Origin of the sequence: Alkaliphilus transvaalensis ATCC 700919, from assembly GCF_000621485.1 — a bacterium.
Lineage (GTDB): Bacteria > Bacillota > Clostridia > Peptostreptococcales > Natronincolaceae > Alkaliphilus > Alkaliphilus transvaalensis.
Genome location: NZ_JHYF01000016.1, coordinates 103,297 through 120,488, shown reverse-complemented (window position 1 = coordinate 120,488; position 17,192 = coordinate 103,297). Strand labels below are relative to the sequence as shown.

18 protein-coding genes are annotated in these 17,192 nt (G+C 33.5%); 16 read left to right on the top strand and 2 right to left on the bottom strand.

Translation table 11 applies throughout. The features are described 5' to 3' along the window. Nucleotides 1-22: 22 nt before the first annotated feature. The 14 genes from surE (at nucleotide 23) to T335_RS0112745 (ending at nucleotide 13,044) form a co-directional block, all read left to right on the top strand. On the top strand, nucleotides 23-787 hold the full coding sequence (surE, locus tag T335_RS0112810) for a 5'/3'-nucleotidase SurE (protein ID WP_026477911.1): 765 nt from the start codon (nucleotides 23-25) through the stop codon (nucleotides 785-787). 188 nt (nucleotides 788-975) lie between these two features. Then, nucleotides 976-1,191 carry an indolepyruvate ferredoxin oxidoreductase subunit alpha gene (locus T335_RS0112805; RefSeq protein WP_278246899.1) on the top strand — a complete coding sequence of 72 codons (216 nt, stop codon included), beginning with the start codon at nucleotides 976-978 and terminating at the stop codon, nucleotides 1,189-1,191. Continuing rightward, on the top strand, nucleotides 1,181-2,320 hold the full coding sequence (locus T335_RS0112800) for a 2-oxoacid:acceptor oxidoreductase subunit alpha (protein ID WP_026477909.1): 1,140 nt from the start codon (nucleotides 1,181-1,183) through the stop codon (nucleotides 2,318-2,320). Before T335_RS0112805 ends, T335_RS0112800 begins: the two co-directional genes overlap by 11 nt. A gap of 1 nt (nucleotide 2,321) precedes the next feature. Further along, nucleotides 2,322-3,143, top strand: a complete 822-nt coding sequence (locus T335_RS0112795; protein WP_026477908.1) for a 2-oxoacid:ferredoxin oxidoreductase subunit beta — start codon at nucleotides 2,322-2,324, stop codon at nucleotides 3,141-3,143. 1 nt (nucleotide 3,144) lies between these two features. After that, the gene (locus T335_RS0112790; protein WP_026477907.1) at nucleotides 3,145-3,678 is read left to right on the top strand and encodes a 2-oxoacid:acceptor oxidoreductase family protein; all 534 of its coding nucleotides are present in this window, start codon (nucleotides 3,145-3,147) and stop codon (nucleotides 3,676-3,678) included. Nucleotides 3,679-3,708: 30 nt separating this feature from the next. Further along, nucleotides 3,709-4,581, top strand: coding sequence for a MurR/RpiR family transcriptional regulator (locus tag T335_RS0112785; protein ID WP_026477906.1), 873 nt, complete (start codon nucleotides 3,709-3,711; stop codon nucleotides 4,579-4,581). 125 nt (nucleotides 4,582-4,706) lie between these two features. Continuing rightward, nucleotides 4,707-5,357: a hypothetical protein gene (locus T335_RS0112780; protein WP_026477905.1), complete on the top strand. Its 651-nt coding sequence runs from the start codon at nucleotides 4,707-4,709 to the stop codon at nucleotides 5,355-5,357. 398 nt (nucleotides 5,358-5,755) lie between these two features. Further along, nucleotides 5,756-6,826 (top strand): pyridoxal-phosphate-dependent aminotransferase family protein, encoded by a 1,071-nt coding sequence (locus T335_RS0112775; RefSeq protein ID WP_026477904.1) that lies wholly within the window; start codon nucleotides 5,756-5,758, stop codon nucleotides 6,824-6,826. Between the two features lie 13 nt (nucleotides 6,827-6,839). After that, complete coding sequence (locus T335_RS0112770; RefSeq protein WP_026477903.1) at nucleotides 6,840-7,751, top strand: D-2-hydroxyacid dehydrogenase; 912 nt, start codon at nucleotides 6,840-6,842, stop codon at nucleotides 7,749-7,751. Nucleotides 7,752-7,762: 11 nt separating this feature from the next. Beyond that, on the top strand, nucleotides 7,763-9,007 hold the full coding sequence (locus T335_RS0112765) for a DUF1015 domain-containing protein (protein ID WP_026477902.1): 1,245 nt from the start codon (nucleotides 7,763-7,765) through the stop codon (nucleotides 9,005-9,007). Nucleotides 9,008-9,117: 110 nt separating this feature from the next. Then, nucleotides 9,118-9,957 (top strand): inorganic diphosphatase, encoded by an 840-nt coding sequence (locus T335_RS22030; protein WP_084281296.1) that lies wholly within the window; start codon nucleotides 9,118-9,120, stop codon nucleotides 9,955-9,957. A gap of 68 nt (nucleotides 9,958-10,025) precedes the next feature. After that, nucleotides 10,026-10,214, top strand: a complete 189-nt coding sequence (locus T335_RS0112755; protein ID WP_026477901.1) for a hypothetical protein — start codon at nucleotides 10,026-10,028, stop codon at nucleotides 10,212-10,214. A gap of 369 nt (nucleotides 10,215-10,583) precedes the next feature. Beyond that, nucleotides 10,584-11,627: a hypothetical protein gene (locus T335_RS0112750; protein WP_026477900.1), complete on the top strand. Its 1,044-nt coding sequence runs from the start codon at nucleotides 10,584-10,586 to the stop codon at nucleotides 11,625-11,627. Between the two features lie 43 nt (nucleotides 11,628-11,670). Then, nucleotides 11,671-13,044 (top strand): MATE family efflux transporter, encoded by a 1,374-nt coding sequence (locus T335_RS0112745; RefSeq protein WP_026477899.1) that lies wholly within the window; start codon nucleotides 11,671-11,673, stop codon nucleotides 13,042-13,044. Nucleotides 13,045-13,285: 241 nt separating this feature from the next. Here the strand turns inward: T335_RS0112745 and T335_RS0112740 are convergent, their stop codons facing one another. After that, nucleotides 13,286-13,786: an immunoglobulin-like domain-containing protein gene (locus tag T335_RS0112740; RefSeq protein WP_026477898.1), complete on the bottom strand. Its 501-nt coding sequence runs from the start codon at nucleotides 13,784-13,786 to the stop codon at nucleotides 13,286-13,288. 97 nt (nucleotides 13,787-13,883) lie between these two features. Further along, nucleotides 13,884-15,002, bottom strand: a complete 1,119-nt coding sequence (locus T335_RS22580; protein WP_207640676.1) for a D-Ala-D-Ala carboxypeptidase family metallohydrolase — start codon at nucleotides 15,000-15,002, stop codon at nucleotides 13,884-13,886. A gap of 335 nt (nucleotides 15,003-15,337) precedes the next feature. Here T335_RS22580 and T335_RS0112725 point away from each other — a divergent pair, with 335 nt between their 5' ends. Both T335_RS0112725 and T335_RS0112720 read left to right on the top strand, forming a co-directional pair. Then, nucleotides 15,338-15,970, top strand: a complete 633-nt coding sequence (locus tag T335_RS0112725) for a histidine phosphatase family protein (RefSeq protein WP_026477897.1) — start codon at nucleotides 15,338-15,340, stop codon at nucleotides 15,968-15,970. Then, a complete protein-coding gene (locus tag T335_RS0112720; protein ID WP_026477896.1) occupies nucleotides 15,960-17,186 on the top strand; it encodes a BaiN/RdsA family NAD(P)/FAD-dependent oxidoreductase in 1,227 nt (408 codons plus the stop codon). Before T335_RS0112725 ends, T335_RS0112720 begins: the two co-directional genes overlap by 11 nt. Nucleotides 17,187-17,192 lie beyond the last annotated feature (6 nt).

Sequence of the window (17,192 nt, the reverse complement as noted above, 5' to 3'; positions counted from 1 at the left end):
TAAGATTTAAGGAGGAAAACAAATGCGTATTGTAGTTACCAACGACGATGGAATATTTACAGAGGGGATACATCAATTAGCAAAAACTTTACAAAGATTAGGAGAAGTAATCGTTGTCGCCCCCAGTACAGAACAGAGTGCTAAGGGGCATTCTATCACTTTATTTAACCCATTAAGAGTTAAAAAAATTCATTTTTTTAACACAGAGATTGAAGCCTACTCGGTAGATGGAACACCAGCCGACTGCGTGAAGTTAGCGGTAGAAGCAATATTAAAAGACAGGAAGCCAGACCTGGTGATCTCTGGGATAAATAATGGGCCTAATTTGGGAACAGACGTATTATATTCGGGTACTGTTTCAGCAGCTGTAGAGGGGGCAATTTTAGGAATACCTTCTATTGCTGTTTCAATGGCAACATCAGAAATAGAAACTTATGAACCAGCAGCAGAATTTGCCTGCAAGTTTGCAAAAAGTATACTTCAAATTGTCGAAAACCCATCAACAGTTTTTAATATAAATTACCCAACTTGTCAAATCCAGTCGATTAAAGGGGTTAAAGTAACTACTCTTGGACTAAGACAATATGCAAATACTTTTGATGAGAGGAAAGATCCTCAGGGCAACTCCTATTACTGGTTTTCAGGAAAAGCAATGGAACTTGAACAGAATAAGGACAGTGATATTGTAGCAATTAAAGAAAATTATATTACAATTTCCCCTATACATTTTGATTTAACCCACTTTGAAACCTTTGAAAAATTAAAGAACTGGAAGTTAGACGAGTAATTTAATAGAAATTCTCTATTAATAATTGCAGGTAAATCAAAAAAAATGAAAGAAATGAAAGTGTTCTTGCAAAAATAAAAAAAGTTTCTATAATTATGAAATAAAAATTGCATATCCCCCCCAAACATGTTATGATTTTGTTAAGTATTAAACCAAAACCATAAATGATTTGAAGGGGGATGTCTATTTTGAGCATCTGCAAGGAAGACAAAAATCTAAAGGTAATAGAAGAATGGTGTAAGGGATGTGGCATATGTGTTGCCTTTTGCCCTAAAAGTGTTTTAGAAATGAACAATGATAAGGTTGCAATTAACGATATTGATAAATGTATTAAATGTGGGTTATGTGAATTAAGATGCCCAGACTATGCCATCTACTTGGAGGGGTCTAAAGATGAAAAATAGAGAAATAAGATTAATGCAAGGAAATGAAGCCTGTGTTGAGGGTGCTTTAGCAGCTGGAATGAAATTTTACGCAGGTTATCCAATTACACCATCTACAGAAATCGCAGAATTTTGTGCTCAAAGATTACCATTGATTGGTGGCAAGTTTATTCAGATGGAAGATGAAATTGCTGGTATGGCAGCAACGATTGGAGGCTCATTGGCAGGATTAAAATCAATGACAGCCACCAGTGGACCAGGATTTTCATTAAAACAAGAAAATTTAGGTTATGCTGCATTGGCAGAAGTGCCTTGTGTCGTAGTAGATGTTCAACGGGCAGGCCCTAGTACAGGACTACCAACAGCTCCTTCTCAAGGGGACATTATGCAAGCTAGATGGGGAACCCACGGAGACCATCCAGTAATCGCTTTATCTCCAACATCTGTTAGAGAAACCTATGATCTAACAATAAAATGTTTTAACTTAGCAGAAAAGTATAGAACGCCGGTATTACTAATGTTAGATGAAATTGTAGGCCATATGAGGGAGAAAATTGAAATTCCACATCCAGAAGAGTTAGAAATTTATGATAGATTAAAGCCAGAAGTAGGAGATGAAAACTTTAAAGCTTATAGAGTAGAAGAAGGACAGATCGTACCTGCAATGGCAGCCTTTGGAGAAGGGTTCCATTTCCATGTGACAGGCTTAATGCACGATGAATTTGGTTTCCCATCAAATGATTCGGAAGTAGCAGATAAATTATTAAGAAGAATTATGAACAAAGTAAGCGATCATATTGATGATATTGTTATATATGAAGAAGAATTTATGGAAGATGCAGAATTTGTAGTCTTAGCTTATGGTGGTACATATCGTTCAGCTAGAAGTGCTGTAAAGCAAGCAAGAGAACAGGGATTAAAGGTGGGTCTATTTAAAGCAATTACCATCTGGCCATCACCAGCTAAACAAATTAAAGAGTTAGCACTTAAAGTTAAAGGAATTTTAGTTCCAGAGCTAAACTTAGGTCAATATGCTGAGGAAGTTGAAAGAATTGTTGCAGGTAAGACACCTGTTATTAGCCTAGGGAAAGTAAATGGTGAAGCAATCACACCAAATGAAATATTAGATAAAATTAGGGAGGTTCTATAAAATGAGTAGTCAATTAATTAAAAATAACTTCAGATATGATCGCCTTCCCCATATTTGGTGTCCAGGTTGTGGTCACGGTATTGCTATGAAGGCTTTAGCTCAAGCGATTGAAAACTTAGGATGGGATAAAAAAGAAGTTTGTGTTATTTCAGGGATCGGTTGTTCTTCAAGGGCACCTGGTTATTTAGACTTTAATACCCTTCATACCACCCATGGAAGAGCATTGGCCTTTGCTACGGGTGTAAAGTTAGCTAACCCAGACCTAAAAGTAATTGTTGTAACTGGAGATGGAGACTGTTCGGCGATAGGTGGAAATCATTTAATTCATACTGCAAGAAGAAATATTGATATCACGACAATCGTTTTCAATAATAACATTTACGGAATGACGGGAGGTCAATATTCTCCAACAACACCAACTACCGAATTTGGAACAACAGCACCTTTTGGTAATATTGATAAACCTTTTGATATTTGTAAATTGGTAGAGGCTGCGGGGGCAACTTATGTTGCAAGAGGAACAGTATACCATGCAAATCCTTTAACTAAATTAATTGAAAAGGCCCTATTAAATAAAGGATTTTCATTAGTAGATGCCATCAGTATTTGTCCTACCTACTATGGTAGAAAAAACAGAAAAGGTACCCCTGTTCATATGATGGAATACTTAAAAGATGCAGCTGTGGATGTAAAGGCAGCAGCTAAATTACCAGCAGAAAAATTAGAAGGTAAGTTCATTATTGGTGAGTTTAAAAACGCTCAAGAACCAGAATACACAGAGGAATATCAAAAAATTATCGAGAGATTTAAAAAGGAGAGATAATATGAATAAGCAACATGAAATTAGACTAAGTGGTTCTGGTGGTCAAGGTTTAATTCTTGGAGGAATCATTTTAGCTGAAGCTGCCCTAATAGATGGGAATAATGCTATTCAATCTCAATCCTATGGACCAGAAGCAAGAGGTGGCGCCAGTAAAGCAGAAGTTATTATCAGTACAGAAGAAATTGACTACCCAAAGGTAGAAAAACCAGATCTACTATTAGCTCTAACCGAAATAGCTTATAAAAAATATATTAAGAACTTAAAGGATGACGGGGTTTTATTAGTTGACGAAAATGTCAATATTGATAATATTAAAGAAAGTATAAAAGTAATTAAAGTACCTATAATTCATACTGCTACTGAAAAAATTGGGAAGAGTATGGTTGCAAACATCGTAGCCTTAGGAGCTATTCAAGAATTAACAAAGGTTGTAACAAAAGAAGCACTAGAGACTGCAGTTTTAAAGAGAGTACCTAAAGGTACTGAAGAATTAAACAAAAAAGCACTTGCTGCCGGCTATGATTTAGTTATATAATAGGTAAAAAATATATTAGGATGTGTGTGTATGATTGATGAAAAAAAGGATTTGATTGTACAAATCCAAAAAAGCTTCTCCAAATTAAGTAAAGGTCAAAAGTTGATTGCTCAGTTCATCATAGATAATTATGATAAGGCTGCCTTCATGACAGCTTCAAAGCTTGGAGTAAAGGTTGGGGTTAGTGAATCAACAGTTGTTAGATTCGCCAATGCCTTAGGGTTTGAGGGATATCCTGAATTGCAAAAGGCTTTGCAAGAAATTATCAAAACAAAACTAACAACTGTACAAAGGGTAGAAATGGCCAGTGAATATTCTGATGAGGGAGCGATATTAAAGAAGGTTTTAAAGTCTGATATGGATAATATCAGATCAACTTTAGAAAATATTGACCCAATATTATTCCAGAATGTGGTGGATCAAATATTTAGAGCCGAGAGAATCTACATAGTTGGATTAAGAAGTTCAACAGCTTTGGCAGAATATTTAGGTTTCTATCTAAACCTTATTTTAGATAATGTTAAAATTGTAGGGTATGGCATTAGTGATATTTTTGAACAGATGCTTAGAATCTCTCCAAATGACCTTGTAATTGGGATTAGCTTTCCAAGATACTCGAATAGAACGATTGAAGTCCTCACCTATGCTAAAGAAGAGGGCGTACCAATAATTAGTATTACCGATAGTTTATTGTCTCCTATTTCAGGCTTATCGGATTATTGCTTAACTGCAAAAAGCAATATGGTTTCTTTTGTAGACTCATTAGTAGCACCACTAAGCTTAATCAATGCCTTAATTGTAGCTGTAGGAATGAGGGAAAAAGAAGAGATTCGTAAGTATTTCAATAAACTAGAAAATATTTGGTATAAGTACAATATCTATGATATCAAAAATCAATCATAAAAAAATTCAATGAGTTTTTATAGATTAATCCCCATTACTGATATTAAAATAGTGGGGATTGTTTTTATTGGACGCAGATATTATGAAAAATATTAATAATTTACAGTAGAAGGAGGTAATTGACAATGATAGATGGTAAAAATCATGTTATTGATGATATTAATGACTACGGAGCAAAAGATATGGGTTATGACGATCTACATATGAAAGATAATGTCCTATTGGAAATAGACTTACATAAAAGTATAAAAATATGGTGGTCATATACTTGGAGATTTGGACTGGTTATCGTTTGTTCATTTATTATTGCAGGAATATTTGAAACCGAATATTTTGAATCTGATCTTTTACTTCTTGCAACGTCTTATTTAGTTACCCTGTTGGCTTCAGTAGCAGGGGTATACGGTATTATTAATCGGGTATACAACAACTTTTCACTTTCACTACTAGATATGAAGCTAAATAAAGTTAATCTCACAGCTTTAAGATTTCTAAAGGTCTACTGGTCCATCATATGGCGGGTTATTGTTATTTATACTGCCTTTTCAGTACTGTCGGCCATTCCTTTTTATGTAATTATAATAGGAGTAATATGGTTGCTGTTTTATTTTGAAATCTCAATGGTTATATATATTGCAAGCTTTTTCTTAATTTTAATGATGGTTAGCATAAACTATTTAACTTTTCATTTTGTTATTAGAAGCGTACTGAAGCTTAACTACGATGATTTTTCCTTAAGGTTAATTAAAAAGGTTAATCATAAAACTAATGGCTGACATTGTTAATTTTTTTTAACCTTTGCTAAAATTATAGGAAGGTAGACGGAATTGTGTTATAATATATAATAAATTAAATTGTCTTTATATTCTTGCATAAGAAAAAAATAGCATTATTTATAAAATTTAAGCATTTTTATAGACTTCATTAATCCTTTCACTTAAATAGAAAATAATTTATACAAAGTAATACATTTTTTATACATAAATTGGGGTAAATTAATATAAGTATCGTTGGAAACTATTCTAATCTGTTTAACTATTACTTAGCAGAATGTATAATTGCAGCATATTTATAGTAAATGGACTGTAGATAAATGCTGCTTTTTATAGAAGTCCCAATAGTGATTTAGATATTTCTGGATCATATCATATTAACTAATTAAGGAGGTTTTTTTATGCACAAAAGACTTTTTATCCCTGGACCAGTGGATGTTGCACCAGATGTATTAGAAAAAATGGGAACCCAAATGATTGGCCACCGTACTAAAGAAGCTTCAGTATTACAACGTAGTATTTCTGATAAAATGAGAAAGCTTATGTATACTGAAAATGAAATTCTTTTATCAACTACATCAGGTAGTGGATTGATGGAAGGTGCAATCCGTTGTTGTACACGAAAAAGAGCAGCAGTATTTTCTGTAGGCGCTTTTGGAGACCGTTGGTTTAAAATGGCTAAGGCAAACGGTGTTCCAGCAGATAAATTTTCTTCTGAACTAGGTCAGCCAACGACTCCAGAAATGGTAGAGAAAGCTTTATCAACTGGAAAATATGATTTAGTAACGATTACTCATAATGAGACTTCTACAGGAATTCAAAATCCAATTGAAGAAATTGCAGAAGTTTTAAGAAAATATCCAGATGTTATTTTCTGTGTGGACACAGTTAGTTCTTTAGGTGGAGCAAAAATCGAAGTAGATAAGTTAGGTATTGACGTTTGTATTACATCTACTCAAAAATGTTTAGGATTGCCTCCAGGGTTAGCAATTTGTTCTTTCTCTCAAAAGGCATTAGAAGCAGCAAGACAAGTTGAAAATAGAGGTTTATACTTAGACCTTGTAGAGATTTATGATTATATTCAAAAGAAAGATTACCAATATCCTTCTACACCATCACTATCCCATATGTTCGCTTTAGATTATCAATTAGATAAAATTATGGAAGAAGGTATCGAAAATAGGTTTGCTAGACATAGCCAAATGGCTAATTATGTTAGAGAATGGGCAAACAAGCACTTCGAAGTATTACCAGAAGAAAAGTATGCTTCTGAAACATTAACCACGATTAAAAATACAAAGGAAATTAGCGTTAAAGACCTTAATAATAAATTAGCAGAAAAAGGCTACATGATCTCTAATGGTTACGGAGATTTAAAAGATAAAACCTTCCGTATTGCCCATATGGCAGACACTACGTTAGAAGATATAAAAGTATTATTAAATATTATTGATGAAATACTAAACCAATAAGGGGGTAGTTAATATGGCTAGAATACTTGTAGCAGATGGAATGGAGCAAAGTGCTATCGAATCCCTTCGAGCAGCAGGACATGAACTTGTTGAAGAATTTTATGAAGCAGATGTGTTAAAGGAAAAAATCAAAGAATTCGATTGTATCGTTGTTAGATCAGCCACCAAAGTAAGAAAACCAATTATTGACTCTGCCCTTGAAACAAAACAGCTAAAACTTGTTATTCGTGGTGGGGTTGGGGTTGATAATATTGATGTAGAATATGCTATGGAAAATGGCATTCAAGTAAGAAATACACCCTTAGCCAGCAGTGCATCGGTTGCAGAATTAGCAATTGGTCATATGTTTGCATTAGCAAGACACATTCATATTGCTAATGTTACCATGAGACAAGGTAAATGGGATAAAAAGAAATATGAAGGAATCGAATTAGCAGGAAAAACCCTTGGTCTAATTGGTTTTGGTCGGATAGCTAAAGAAACTGCTAAAAGAGCAAAAGCTTTAGGAATGAAAGTAATCTATACAAACAGATCTGGAAAAGTTGAAGGTGAAGATGAATATACCTATATGCCCTTTAATGAACTCATTTCAAATTCTGATTTTATATCCCTACATATTCCAGCTGGTCCAGAAGGTAAGGCTGTCATAGGAAAGCAAGAATTTGAAATGATGAAGGATGGTGTGTATATTATCAACACTGCCCGTGGTGGCGTAGTTTGCGAAAAAGCCCTCTTAGAAGCGCTAGATACAGGCAAGGTAGCTGCAGCTGCAATTGACGTATTCGAAGAAGAACCAACTAAAAATGAAGCACTGTATACCCACGACAAGATTTCTCTTACACCCCACATTGGAGCATCTACTGGTGAAGCTCAAACAAGAATTGGAGAGGAAATTGTAGAGATCATAACTAACTTTTTTAAATAGGAGGAATATGAATGGCAGTAGTTAAACCCTTTAAAGGAATAAGACCTAATCCAGAATTAGCAGAGCAAGTAGCAGCCCTGCCTTATGATGTTATGAATCGTGAAGAGGCAAAGGCAATGGCAGGAGATAATCCCCACAGCTATCTTCATGTAAGTCGTTCTGAAATAGATTTACCAGAAAGTGTTGATCCATACGATCCAATTGTTTATCAAAAAGCTAATGAAACCTTTAAGTTAATGCAAGATCAAGGTGTTTTAATTCAAGATGAAGAGCCAAGATACTATATCTATAGACAGATTATGGACGGTAGAGCTCAAACAGGAATTGTTGCTTGCGCTTCAATTGATGAATATGTAAACGATACCATCAAAAAGCATGAGTTTACAAGACCAGTTAAAGAAGTAGATAGAATTAATCATTTTGACTATTGTAATGCCAATACAGAGCCTGTATTCTTTGCATATCGATCAAAAGCAGAAATACAAGAATTAATTTATAACTGGATCGATAATCATAAGCCTGTTTATGATTTTACAACTGAAGACGATATTGCCCATATTCTTTGGGTAATTGATGATGCTTCTGTAATTAACTCTATTGAAGAAATGTTTAAAGGAGTAGATTACCTCTATATTGCAGATGGACATCATAGAACAGCTTCTGCTGTAAAAATTGGACTAAAAAGAAGAGAAGAAAACCCTGGTTATACAGGTGATGAAGAATTTAATTACTTTATGACAGTTATTTTCCCAGATGAAGAGTTATTAATCATGGACTACAACCGTGTTGTAAAGGATTTAAACGGTAATACTGTAGAAGAGTTCTTAAATAAAGTTTCTCAATCTTTTACAATTGAAGAAGTTGCAAGTAGTGAACCCTATAAGCCAGAAGATAGACACATTTTTGGAATGTATTTAGAAAATAAATGGTACAAGCTTACTGCAAAAGCGTCAATCATCAATGAAGATGATCAAGTAGAAAGACTAGATGTTAGTATCCTTCAGACGAATCTACTAAACCCTATTTTAGGGATTGAAAACCCACGTACAGATAAGCGAATTGATTTCGTTGGTGGTATAAGAGGATTAAAAGAATTAGAGAGAAGAACAAGTACAGATATGAAGGTAGCTTTTGCATTATATCCACCTTCAATGGAAGAATTATTTGCTATAGCAGATGTAGGAGAAGTAATGCCTCCAAAATCAACTTGGTTCGAACCAAAGTTAAGAAGTGGTCTATTTATTCATGAATTATAGAATAAACAGACAATAAAATTATAAACTATAAATAACAACCCTTACCTTGGTAGGGGTTGTTATTTATGTTATAATTTAGAAATAGAAATCGTTAGAGGAGCTGACACAAGATGAATTACTATTTAGGTAAAAAAGTAGAAGTAATAGTAGATAGACCCTTGGGTTCAAAACATCCAGAACACAATCTCATATACCCAATCAACTACGGCTACATCCCCAACACATTATCGGGAGATGGAGAAGAGATTGATGCCTATGTAATAGGTGAATTTCAACCATTAGAATCTTATGAAGGATATGTAGTGGCTATTATCCATAGAAAAAATGATAATGAGAATAAATTGGTGGTAAGTAAAGAAGAAAAACTTTATTCGGTAGATCAAATAAGAGCATTAGTAGAATTTCAAGAGAGGTATTTTGAGTCAGATATTATAACCCTACAGCAGTTTTATAGTAATAATAAAAAACAAAATGATGAAAATAGCTTAGCCTTAGATTTTAATCACGAAAAAAAATCCCTATTAGAATTACTTGAAAGAGATGGTAAAATGGTCTTAGCTACTTCTCTAAACAATCAAGTAACAGCTAGAACTATGAGTTGTATCATCTTAGGGGAAAAAATTTATTTCCAAACTGATAAAGTCTTCGAAAAGTATCATCAAATAATAAATAATCCGAGGGTTGCCCTATGTATTAACAATATTCAAATTGAAGGAGTTGCTGAAGCTAAAGGACATCCCTTAGACGAAGAAAACAAAGATTTTTCAGAAAAATTTAAAAAGCTAGAATATAGAGCCTTTGAAAAATACTCCCATATGGAAAATGAGGTTTTAATAGAAGTTGAGCTTAAACTAGTAACCATATGGAGGTATGAAAAGGGGAGGGCCTTTAGAGATTATATAGATTTTAAAAATAAAATAGCTTACCGTAGCTATTATGAACACAGCTAGTGATAGTAAAGCATATTCTATTGACTAATAAGTGAAAGACAAAATTATTTTAAGGAGGTGCAATTCCCTTGAAAAGTAGTATTCTAAAAATTATACTCATAAATATAAAGGGGGGCATTGCCCTCATATCTTTACACTTCATTAGAACAAAGCTATCCTTTACAGATGAATATTACTATCTTAAGTTAATCACCAGTTCTGCTATTGTTTTATCACTACTAGGATTATTAAATTATATATTTGAGGAAATTGCATAATACCATAAATCTGAATTTATATTCGTTTTATGCAAAGGTGAAAGCTGAGTCGTGCATTGTGAAAAGCAGATGGCCGAAATCTAAGATTTCGAGGCAGTCGCTTTGTTATAAACTTTAATACTAATTACAAATGTTTATAATATTGAACTGTTAGTATGAAAGTTTATAACATCATTTATATTACTCATTGAACACTAAACAGCGAAGTTTTCATTTTGCATTAATATAAATTTAATATTAATTATGCAATTTCCTCATTTATAAATGTAATACTAGATGATGCTGATGAAACAAAACTGTAAACCTTTATCGGAAATTAAGTAGATTGAAAACCTTGGAGAAATTCCATTCTAAGAGGGGGAAAAAGAATTGTTTAAGAAAAAATTATTTGGTATTAGTCTTATCATTGCATGTATATTAATCTTTATTATTCCAGGCAAACTGCCAGAAGCACCATCAGGGGGCATGTTTAGATATGAATATGGGTTCCCTTTAAGATTTATAACATTACATCAATACAACCCAACTAGCCGCTGGTTAATGACTAATTTAATTTCTGGGAATAGAAGCATCGCATTTGATCCTGTCACCTTAGTCATAAATGGACTAATCATTTATTATCTAATTGGTTTATTTTTTCCTTTTAGTGAATCCCTAAAAGAAAAAAGCCCCTTAAAGGATAAAAAACTATTTAAGTATCTAGGTCTTCTATTTATAACAATTTTATTAAATTACAAGCTACCCCATAATTCTAACTCAATTATTCAATATATTATTCCAGACATTACAAATGGAACTAGAACCTTACACATATCTAGTTTCCCAATTCTAATCCTCTTTGCCTTTAGTATAGGAAGACTGTTTGACCTACCTAGATTTAAAGAACACAATAAAATATTGCTATTTATTGTTGTCATTGTCGTTGTTATTCCTTTAATGGTATATTCAATTAACTTTTCTAGAACTGCCTTTCATACCATAGCTGGAAGTGAGCTTTCTGCTCTTGACTGTGACTTTAAGAATAGCAGTATAGATTTTAATCATATTAATGATGATGAGGCTGAGATAAAGGTAAGACTTGAGCTAATAGACTACACGACCAAAGATAAAGCCTTTAAAGTTAACGTTCATATTCCAGATCAATGGAAGTTATTTTTTGGTGTAGAGTACTTTCAATTACCAGAGATGTATACCACCGAGGGTCACAATAAAATAACAATAGAAGAGGTATTATATTTTGAAATTGGCGAAGGGTATAAACTGCTAGATGTTTTGAATTTTCGATGGAGAAATGAAACCTTCTACTATGAACTATATAACGATGAAGAAAGGATTATGTTAAAGGATCATGGGCAAAGAAGTTCTATAAGATTAAATTTTTTAACTATTTTTCCATTAATAAATGCTATATAATTAATAGTGCAGTATTATTTAGCTTATGTAGGGGGAACTATAAATGACCGAAAAAGTATCAGCCAGACTTGTAGAAGGTAGTATTTCAAAAAACCTATTTTCTATTGCCGCCCCAACAATGTTGGGGTTTATGTTTCAAATGTTTTACGATTTAGTAGATATGGTTTGGATCGGTAAAATATCAGCAGAGGCAGTTGCAGGTGTAACCATTTTTACTACAATGTTTTGGATTGCTAATGTACTAAATGATATTATAGGGACAAGCTCTATCTCTCTTATTTCCCAAAGTTACGGTAAGGGAGACGAAGACCGTACAAGTCTATGCATTGAGCAAGCATTAACCTTTAAAGCTTTAGTTGCAATAATAGCAGGGATCATCTTTTTAATTATTCTAAAACCACTTCTAGGCTTTTTTACCACTGATGAACTTGTATTTCAATCGGCAATTAATTATGGTTACATTAGGGTCTTCTTTTTACCAATCATGTTTTCCTCCTATACGGTTAATACTGCCTTTCGATGTGTAGGGGATGCAAAAAGACCCATGATCATCATGATTATAGCCGCCATCTTAAATATCATATTAGACCCAATTCTAATGTTTGATATCATTCCTGGAACATCTATCCCAGGCTTTGGTTTAGGTGTATTTGGAGCAGCCTTGGCAACTGTAATTTCTGTCTCAGTTACATTTATTGTTGGGTTTGCATTTATTTTATCTGGTAAAACTCGAGTGAAGATTAAGTTAAAAAGACTTCTAAAGTTAAATAAGGAAATTGATAAAAAACTAATTACAATTGGCCTACCAGCAGGTGTAGAAGCATTGTCTAGAAACCTTGTGGGAATTGTTACCCTTAAGTTTGTTACCCTTTATGGAACAGATGCAGTAGCTGCGATGGGAATCGGTAATAGGCTTTTTGGTTTTGCCTTTATGCCTCTTGTTGGATTATCAATGGGAAGTAGCTCAATTGTTGGTCAGAGCCTAGGGCATGAAAATTTAGATCGAGCAAAAAAGACAGCAAGATATGCTTCATATTATGGAGCTTCAATGATGGCTATTGTAACCTTATTAACTTACCTATTTCCAGCTGAAATTATGGGTATTTTTATAAAGGAGACTTCGGTAATAGAGGTAGGTATACCCATGTTAAGAATTATTGTACCAGGCTTAATATTGGCAAGTATTATGATGGGGACGGGAAGTGTCTTTTCAGGCTCTGGATATAACTTACCCTTTTTAGTGTCTAGTGTGATAGGAAAGTGGGGAGCTCAAATTCCACTCCTTTTTCTAGTGGTGTATCTATTTAGATTACCGATTGAAGCTGTATGGTTTACATTTGTCATCGGTAATCTTGTAGAAATGATTGTGATGTTAATATCCTTTAAAAAGGGAGCATGGGAAACAATGAGGGTATAAAAAAATATGATATAAAAACTATAAAGCATTAAGAAAAGTCAGCTAGCTTCTCTTAATGCTTTTATAATGCTAATCCATTAATAATTATTACTAAATTATATCTATTAGGCTTATAATTGAACACTAGTCTTTTATATTTAAATTATGTCTTCGTTGCAACTCATTACGTAAAGTTCTTTTATATTAAATAATTAAAAAGATTTTCCTATTCCTTATAAAAAATGTATGAAGCTATGTTTCGCTATTTTATCAGAAATTCAGCAGCTAAATAGTAAGTGTCAAAATCACCAGCAGATCGAAAATTAAGTATATCTTTTATAATACGATATTCACCTGAATCTAAACTTCCGTAAAGCCATTTCCAATCAACTGTCCAATTGGCATCACTTCCAGAAGATAAATTATAACCAATATCATTAAATCCATAATTGCCCTCAATCATTACTGGGACCCTATACCAATTTCCATTAATCTTTTTTTCTAACCAATAGTGTTCACCAAAGATACAATTATAGTTGGAAGAATTCTCAAAATACAAAGTCAAACCTGTATTAGAAATAGAATCGTTAATAACAGTCATTTTAACACTGTCAAAACTATTTAAAGTATGGTAAATTGAAGCATCCCATTCTAACTCATTAATTTCACCAGATATACTCAGTTTATTACTATAGGTACTACATCCTGCTATCAGAGAAACAACGATCAGAATACAACTAATGTAATATGTTTTTTTTAACATTTTCCCACCTCTTTCTTATATTTTAGACGTAAAACAAACTAATTTGTTCCAAAAAAAGAACTGCATGGAGGGGAGCCAGCAGTTCTTAGTTAGTTGGTTATAGCTTCTTACCAACTTCGGTAACAAACCAATTCCATGTTTGATGGGAAGAAGCTCGATAATTTGAATCGATTAATATTCTAGGGCAATTTTTCCCAGACCAATTATTATGGGTCCGTAATCGTCCTGTTCCCCATCCATATTCTCTGAGGATCTTTGCCGCCATGTTAATGGCATTATTTAATGTAGTTGTTCGATTACCACTTTCACAAATTTCTAAACCAATACTTTTTCTATTACCTGTCCCATTACTACCATCACCAGCATGCCAAGCAACCTCATTAAATGGTATTGCCTCAATTGATTCATTTTGATCAACTACAAGATGCCATGAAGCTGTAATGGTGTTACTAGAATTGGTTAACCAATTTCTTTCACCAGGGGCATAGGAGCTAGGGTTAGCGGTGGAATGAATCGTTAAATATTCAGGAATCATTGCCAAACCTGGTCTTCTATTATAGGGAGTAGAGGGTGGTATATGATTTACTGTGTAGGGATAGTTAAAACGTAGATATTTTAGTCCTTCCTCAATACCACTATCAATGTGGGTAGCATTATTTTCGATGTAGATTCCACCAAACCCACAGGTAGAAGCAGTTGTGTAGACTTGCGTAACGGTCCTATTACTAACTCTAATGTCGGCTGCACTGCCATATAAGTGCATACTATTAGCACCCCCACCTATACCATTGTTATAATTAATACTTCTAAATCCAGAGACAATCGTAACTGGATTATTGCCAGCCTTCCTTCTTAGGGCCTCCAGCTTCCACATTAAACGGCGTACATTTTCCCTTACTGTAGTAGCTCCCACCTTACCACCAGTGAAGCCGCCATTTCCTTTACAGTGAAATTCGCTCCAAGCAAAATGACGAGTAGAACCATCTGTTCCATCCAACCAATTTAATTGTTCATGGGATTGAGGTCCAACGATTCCATCTGCAATTAACCCATAGGAGCTTTGAAAGCGAATTACTGCAGCTTCAGTTTGAGGTCCAAACGAGCCATCAATTGAAATACATACTTCCTGTGGAGAATCTGATGCCCATCCAGCAACTTTAATTTGCAACTCCCTTACATCTTCACCAGTATCACCACGTCTTAATGTTCTAGTCATAATAACGCCTCCTTAAATTTTTAATTATATCTAAGTACCTTAATGAGAAATCTTTAAAGAGTAAAAATAGTAGAGGTCTTAGTATATTTAATAAAAGGAGTTGAAGTTAGAAAATGTAAACTATGATTGTAAAATTAATAAACATAATATTAAGGAAAATGCATTACAATAAGGATAAATTTTCTTATGCTATATTTTAGATTAATAATAATTTATAATAAATTATGCAATTTACTGACTTATATATTATAAATAAACATCTAACACAAATAATAGAAATAAGAAAGCAATTATGATACCATTATAATTGATGAAATGATAAAGAGGGTGAAAACTTGAAAAAACTATATATAGTAAGACATGGTGAAACAAAATGGAACATCGAAGGTAGAACACAAGGATTACAGGACTCAGCCCTAACCGAAAAAGGGCTAAGACAAGCAGAATTATTGGCAAATAGGTTAAAAACAGAAGAGATAGACATTATTTTTTCTAGTAGCTTAGATCGAGCTAAAACGACAGCTGGTATAATAGCTGATTATTTACATATTCCATGCCATTATAAAGAAGAACTTAAAGAACTAGGTTTTGGTAAATGGGAAGGTTTGACACTAGATGAAATTAAGGAGCATTATCCAAAAGAATTAAATGACTGGCATTATAATCCTCATCTATGTAAAATTCCTGAAGGTGAAGATATCTTGTTAGTTCAAAAAAGAATGATTCAATTATTTAATGAGTTACAGCATAGACCAGAAGAGAACGTACTGTTAGTTAGTCATGGCGCAGTTATTAAATTATTTCTCCTAGCTTTTTTAGAAATGCCCCTAAACCATTACTATCGAATAACTCAAACTAACTGTGCTATAAATATAATTGAATTTAAAAATAAAGGACCTGTTCTAACAAAGTATAATGATACATCTTATATGGAAATACTCTTAGAAGGAGAACTGTATGACGAATAATAATGTAATTGTAATCGGTGGTGGGCCAGCAGGGATTATGGCAGCCCTCACCGCTGCGAAAAGTAAAAAAAGAGTGATTTTAATTGAGAAAAACAATGAAATCGGTAAGAAGTTAGCTATTACTGGTGGCGGAAGATGTAATGTTACTAACACTGCATCTCCAGAAGATATGATCAAAAAAACAGTTACTAACGGCAAGTTTTTATATAGTGCCCTAAACACCTTTACAAGTTCAGATTTAATGAATCTTATAAAAGATAAGGGAGTCCCATTAAAAGTAGAAGCTGGTGGTAAAGTTTTCCCTGTTAGTGACCGCTCAAGGGATATTATCCATTTATGGGAAGAAGAACTTAAGCTTCATAAAGTCGAGGCATGGTACAGAAATACAGTTAGTAAAATTATTGTGGAAAATGGTGAGGTAGTGGGTATAGAATTAGAGAAAGGTAATAAACTTAGTGCTGGCAAAGTGATCATAGCCACAGGCGGACTATCTTATCCTGCTACCGGTAGTACTGGTGATGGCTATCGTCTTGCAGAATCTGTAGGCCACAAAATTATTCCGCCTAAACCAAGTTTAGTACCCCTTGCTATTAGTGAAGATTGGATTAAAAACTTAATGGGAATCTCTTTAGAACATGTTAGAATTACAGCTACACCTAATAAAAAGAAAATAATCTCTGAAGGGCCAATGATCTTTACCCATTTCGGACTTTCAGGGCCTACAATATTAGAAATGTCTTCATATTTAAATCAATACTTAATTGAAAAATCGGTTAAACTAACATTAGATCTTATTCCTGATCTATCAGAAGAATCCGTTGAAAGAATATTTCTGAATCTAGAGCATAATGGCAACAAAACAATTAGAAGTATATTAACTAAATATCTTCCCAAAAACCTGATATCAAAACTGCTAGAGATATTAGAAATAGATGGGGAAATAATTTTGAACCAATTAACTAAAAAAGCTAGAAGTAAATTATTATCTGCCCTTAAGAGAACAGAACTGACAGCTTCGGGTTTAAGAAGCATTAAAGAAGCGATCATAACATCTGGTGGCGTCTCTGTTAAAGAAATTAATCCTAAAACAATGGAATCAAAAAAAATAAAAGGACTATACTTTGCAGGCGAAGTAATTGATGTAGATGCACTAACTGGAGGCTATAACCTACAAATTGCATTTTCTACTGGTTACTTAGCAGGAAGTAATTTATAAGAAAGG

Excerpts from the sequence above, each read along its gene's own strand:
- T335_RS0112720 (WP_026477896.1), top strand. The coding sequence starts at position 15,960 with ATGACGAATAATAATGTAATTGTAATCGGTGGTGGGCCAGCAGGGATT.
- T335_RS0112740 (WP_026477898.1), bottom strand. The coding sequence starts at position 13,786 with ATGTTAAAAAAAACATATTACATTAGTTGTATTCTGATCGTTGTTTCT.
- T335_RS0112780 (WP_026477905.1), top strand. The coding sequence starts at position 4,707 with ATGATAGATGGTAAAAATCATGTTATTGATGATATTAATGACTACGGA.
- T335_RS0112795 (WP_026477908.1), top strand. The coding sequence starts at position 2,322 with ATGAGTAGTCAATTAATTAAAAATAACTTCAGATATGATCGCCTTCCC.
- T335_RS22030 (WP_084281296.1), top strand. The coding sequence starts at position 9,118 with ATGAATTACTATTTAGGTAAAAAAGTAGAAGTAATAGTAGATAGACCC.
- T335_RS0112745 (WP_026477899.1), top strand. The coding sequence starts at position 11,671 with ATGACCGAAAAAGTATCAGCCAGACTTGTAGAAGGTAGTATTTCAAAA.
- T335_RS0112770 (WP_026477903.1), top strand. The coding sequence starts at position 6,840 with ATGGCTAGAATACTTGTAGCAGATGGAATGGAGCAAAGTGCTATCGAA.
- T335_RS22580 (WP_207640676.1), bottom strand. The coding sequence starts at position 15,002 with ATGACTAGAACATTAAGACGTGGTGATACTGGTGAAGATGTAAGGGAG.
- T335_RS0112790 (WP_026477907.1), top strand. The coding sequence starts at position 3,145 with ATGAATAAGCAACATGAAATTAGACTAAGTGGTTCTGGTGGTCAAGGT.
- surE (WP_026477911.1), top strand. The coding sequence starts at position 23 with ATGCGTATTGTAGTTACCAACGACGATGGAATATTTACAGAGGGGATA.
- T335_RS0112785 (WP_026477906.1), top strand. The coding sequence starts at position 3,709 with ATGATTGATGAAAAAAAGGATTTGATTGTACAAATCCAAAAAAGCTTC.
- T335_RS0112765 (WP_026477902.1), top strand. The coding sequence starts at position 7,763 with ATGGCAGTAGTTAAACCCTTTAAAGGAATAAGACCTAATCCAGAATTA.
- T335_RS0112800 (WP_026477909.1), top strand. The coding sequence starts at position 1,181 with ATGAAAAATAGAGAAATAAGATTAATGCAAGGAAATGAAGCCTGTGTT.
- T335_RS0112775 (WP_026477904.1), top strand. The coding sequence starts at position 5,756 with ATGCACAAAAGACTTTTTATCCCTGGACCAGTGGATGTTGCACCAGAT.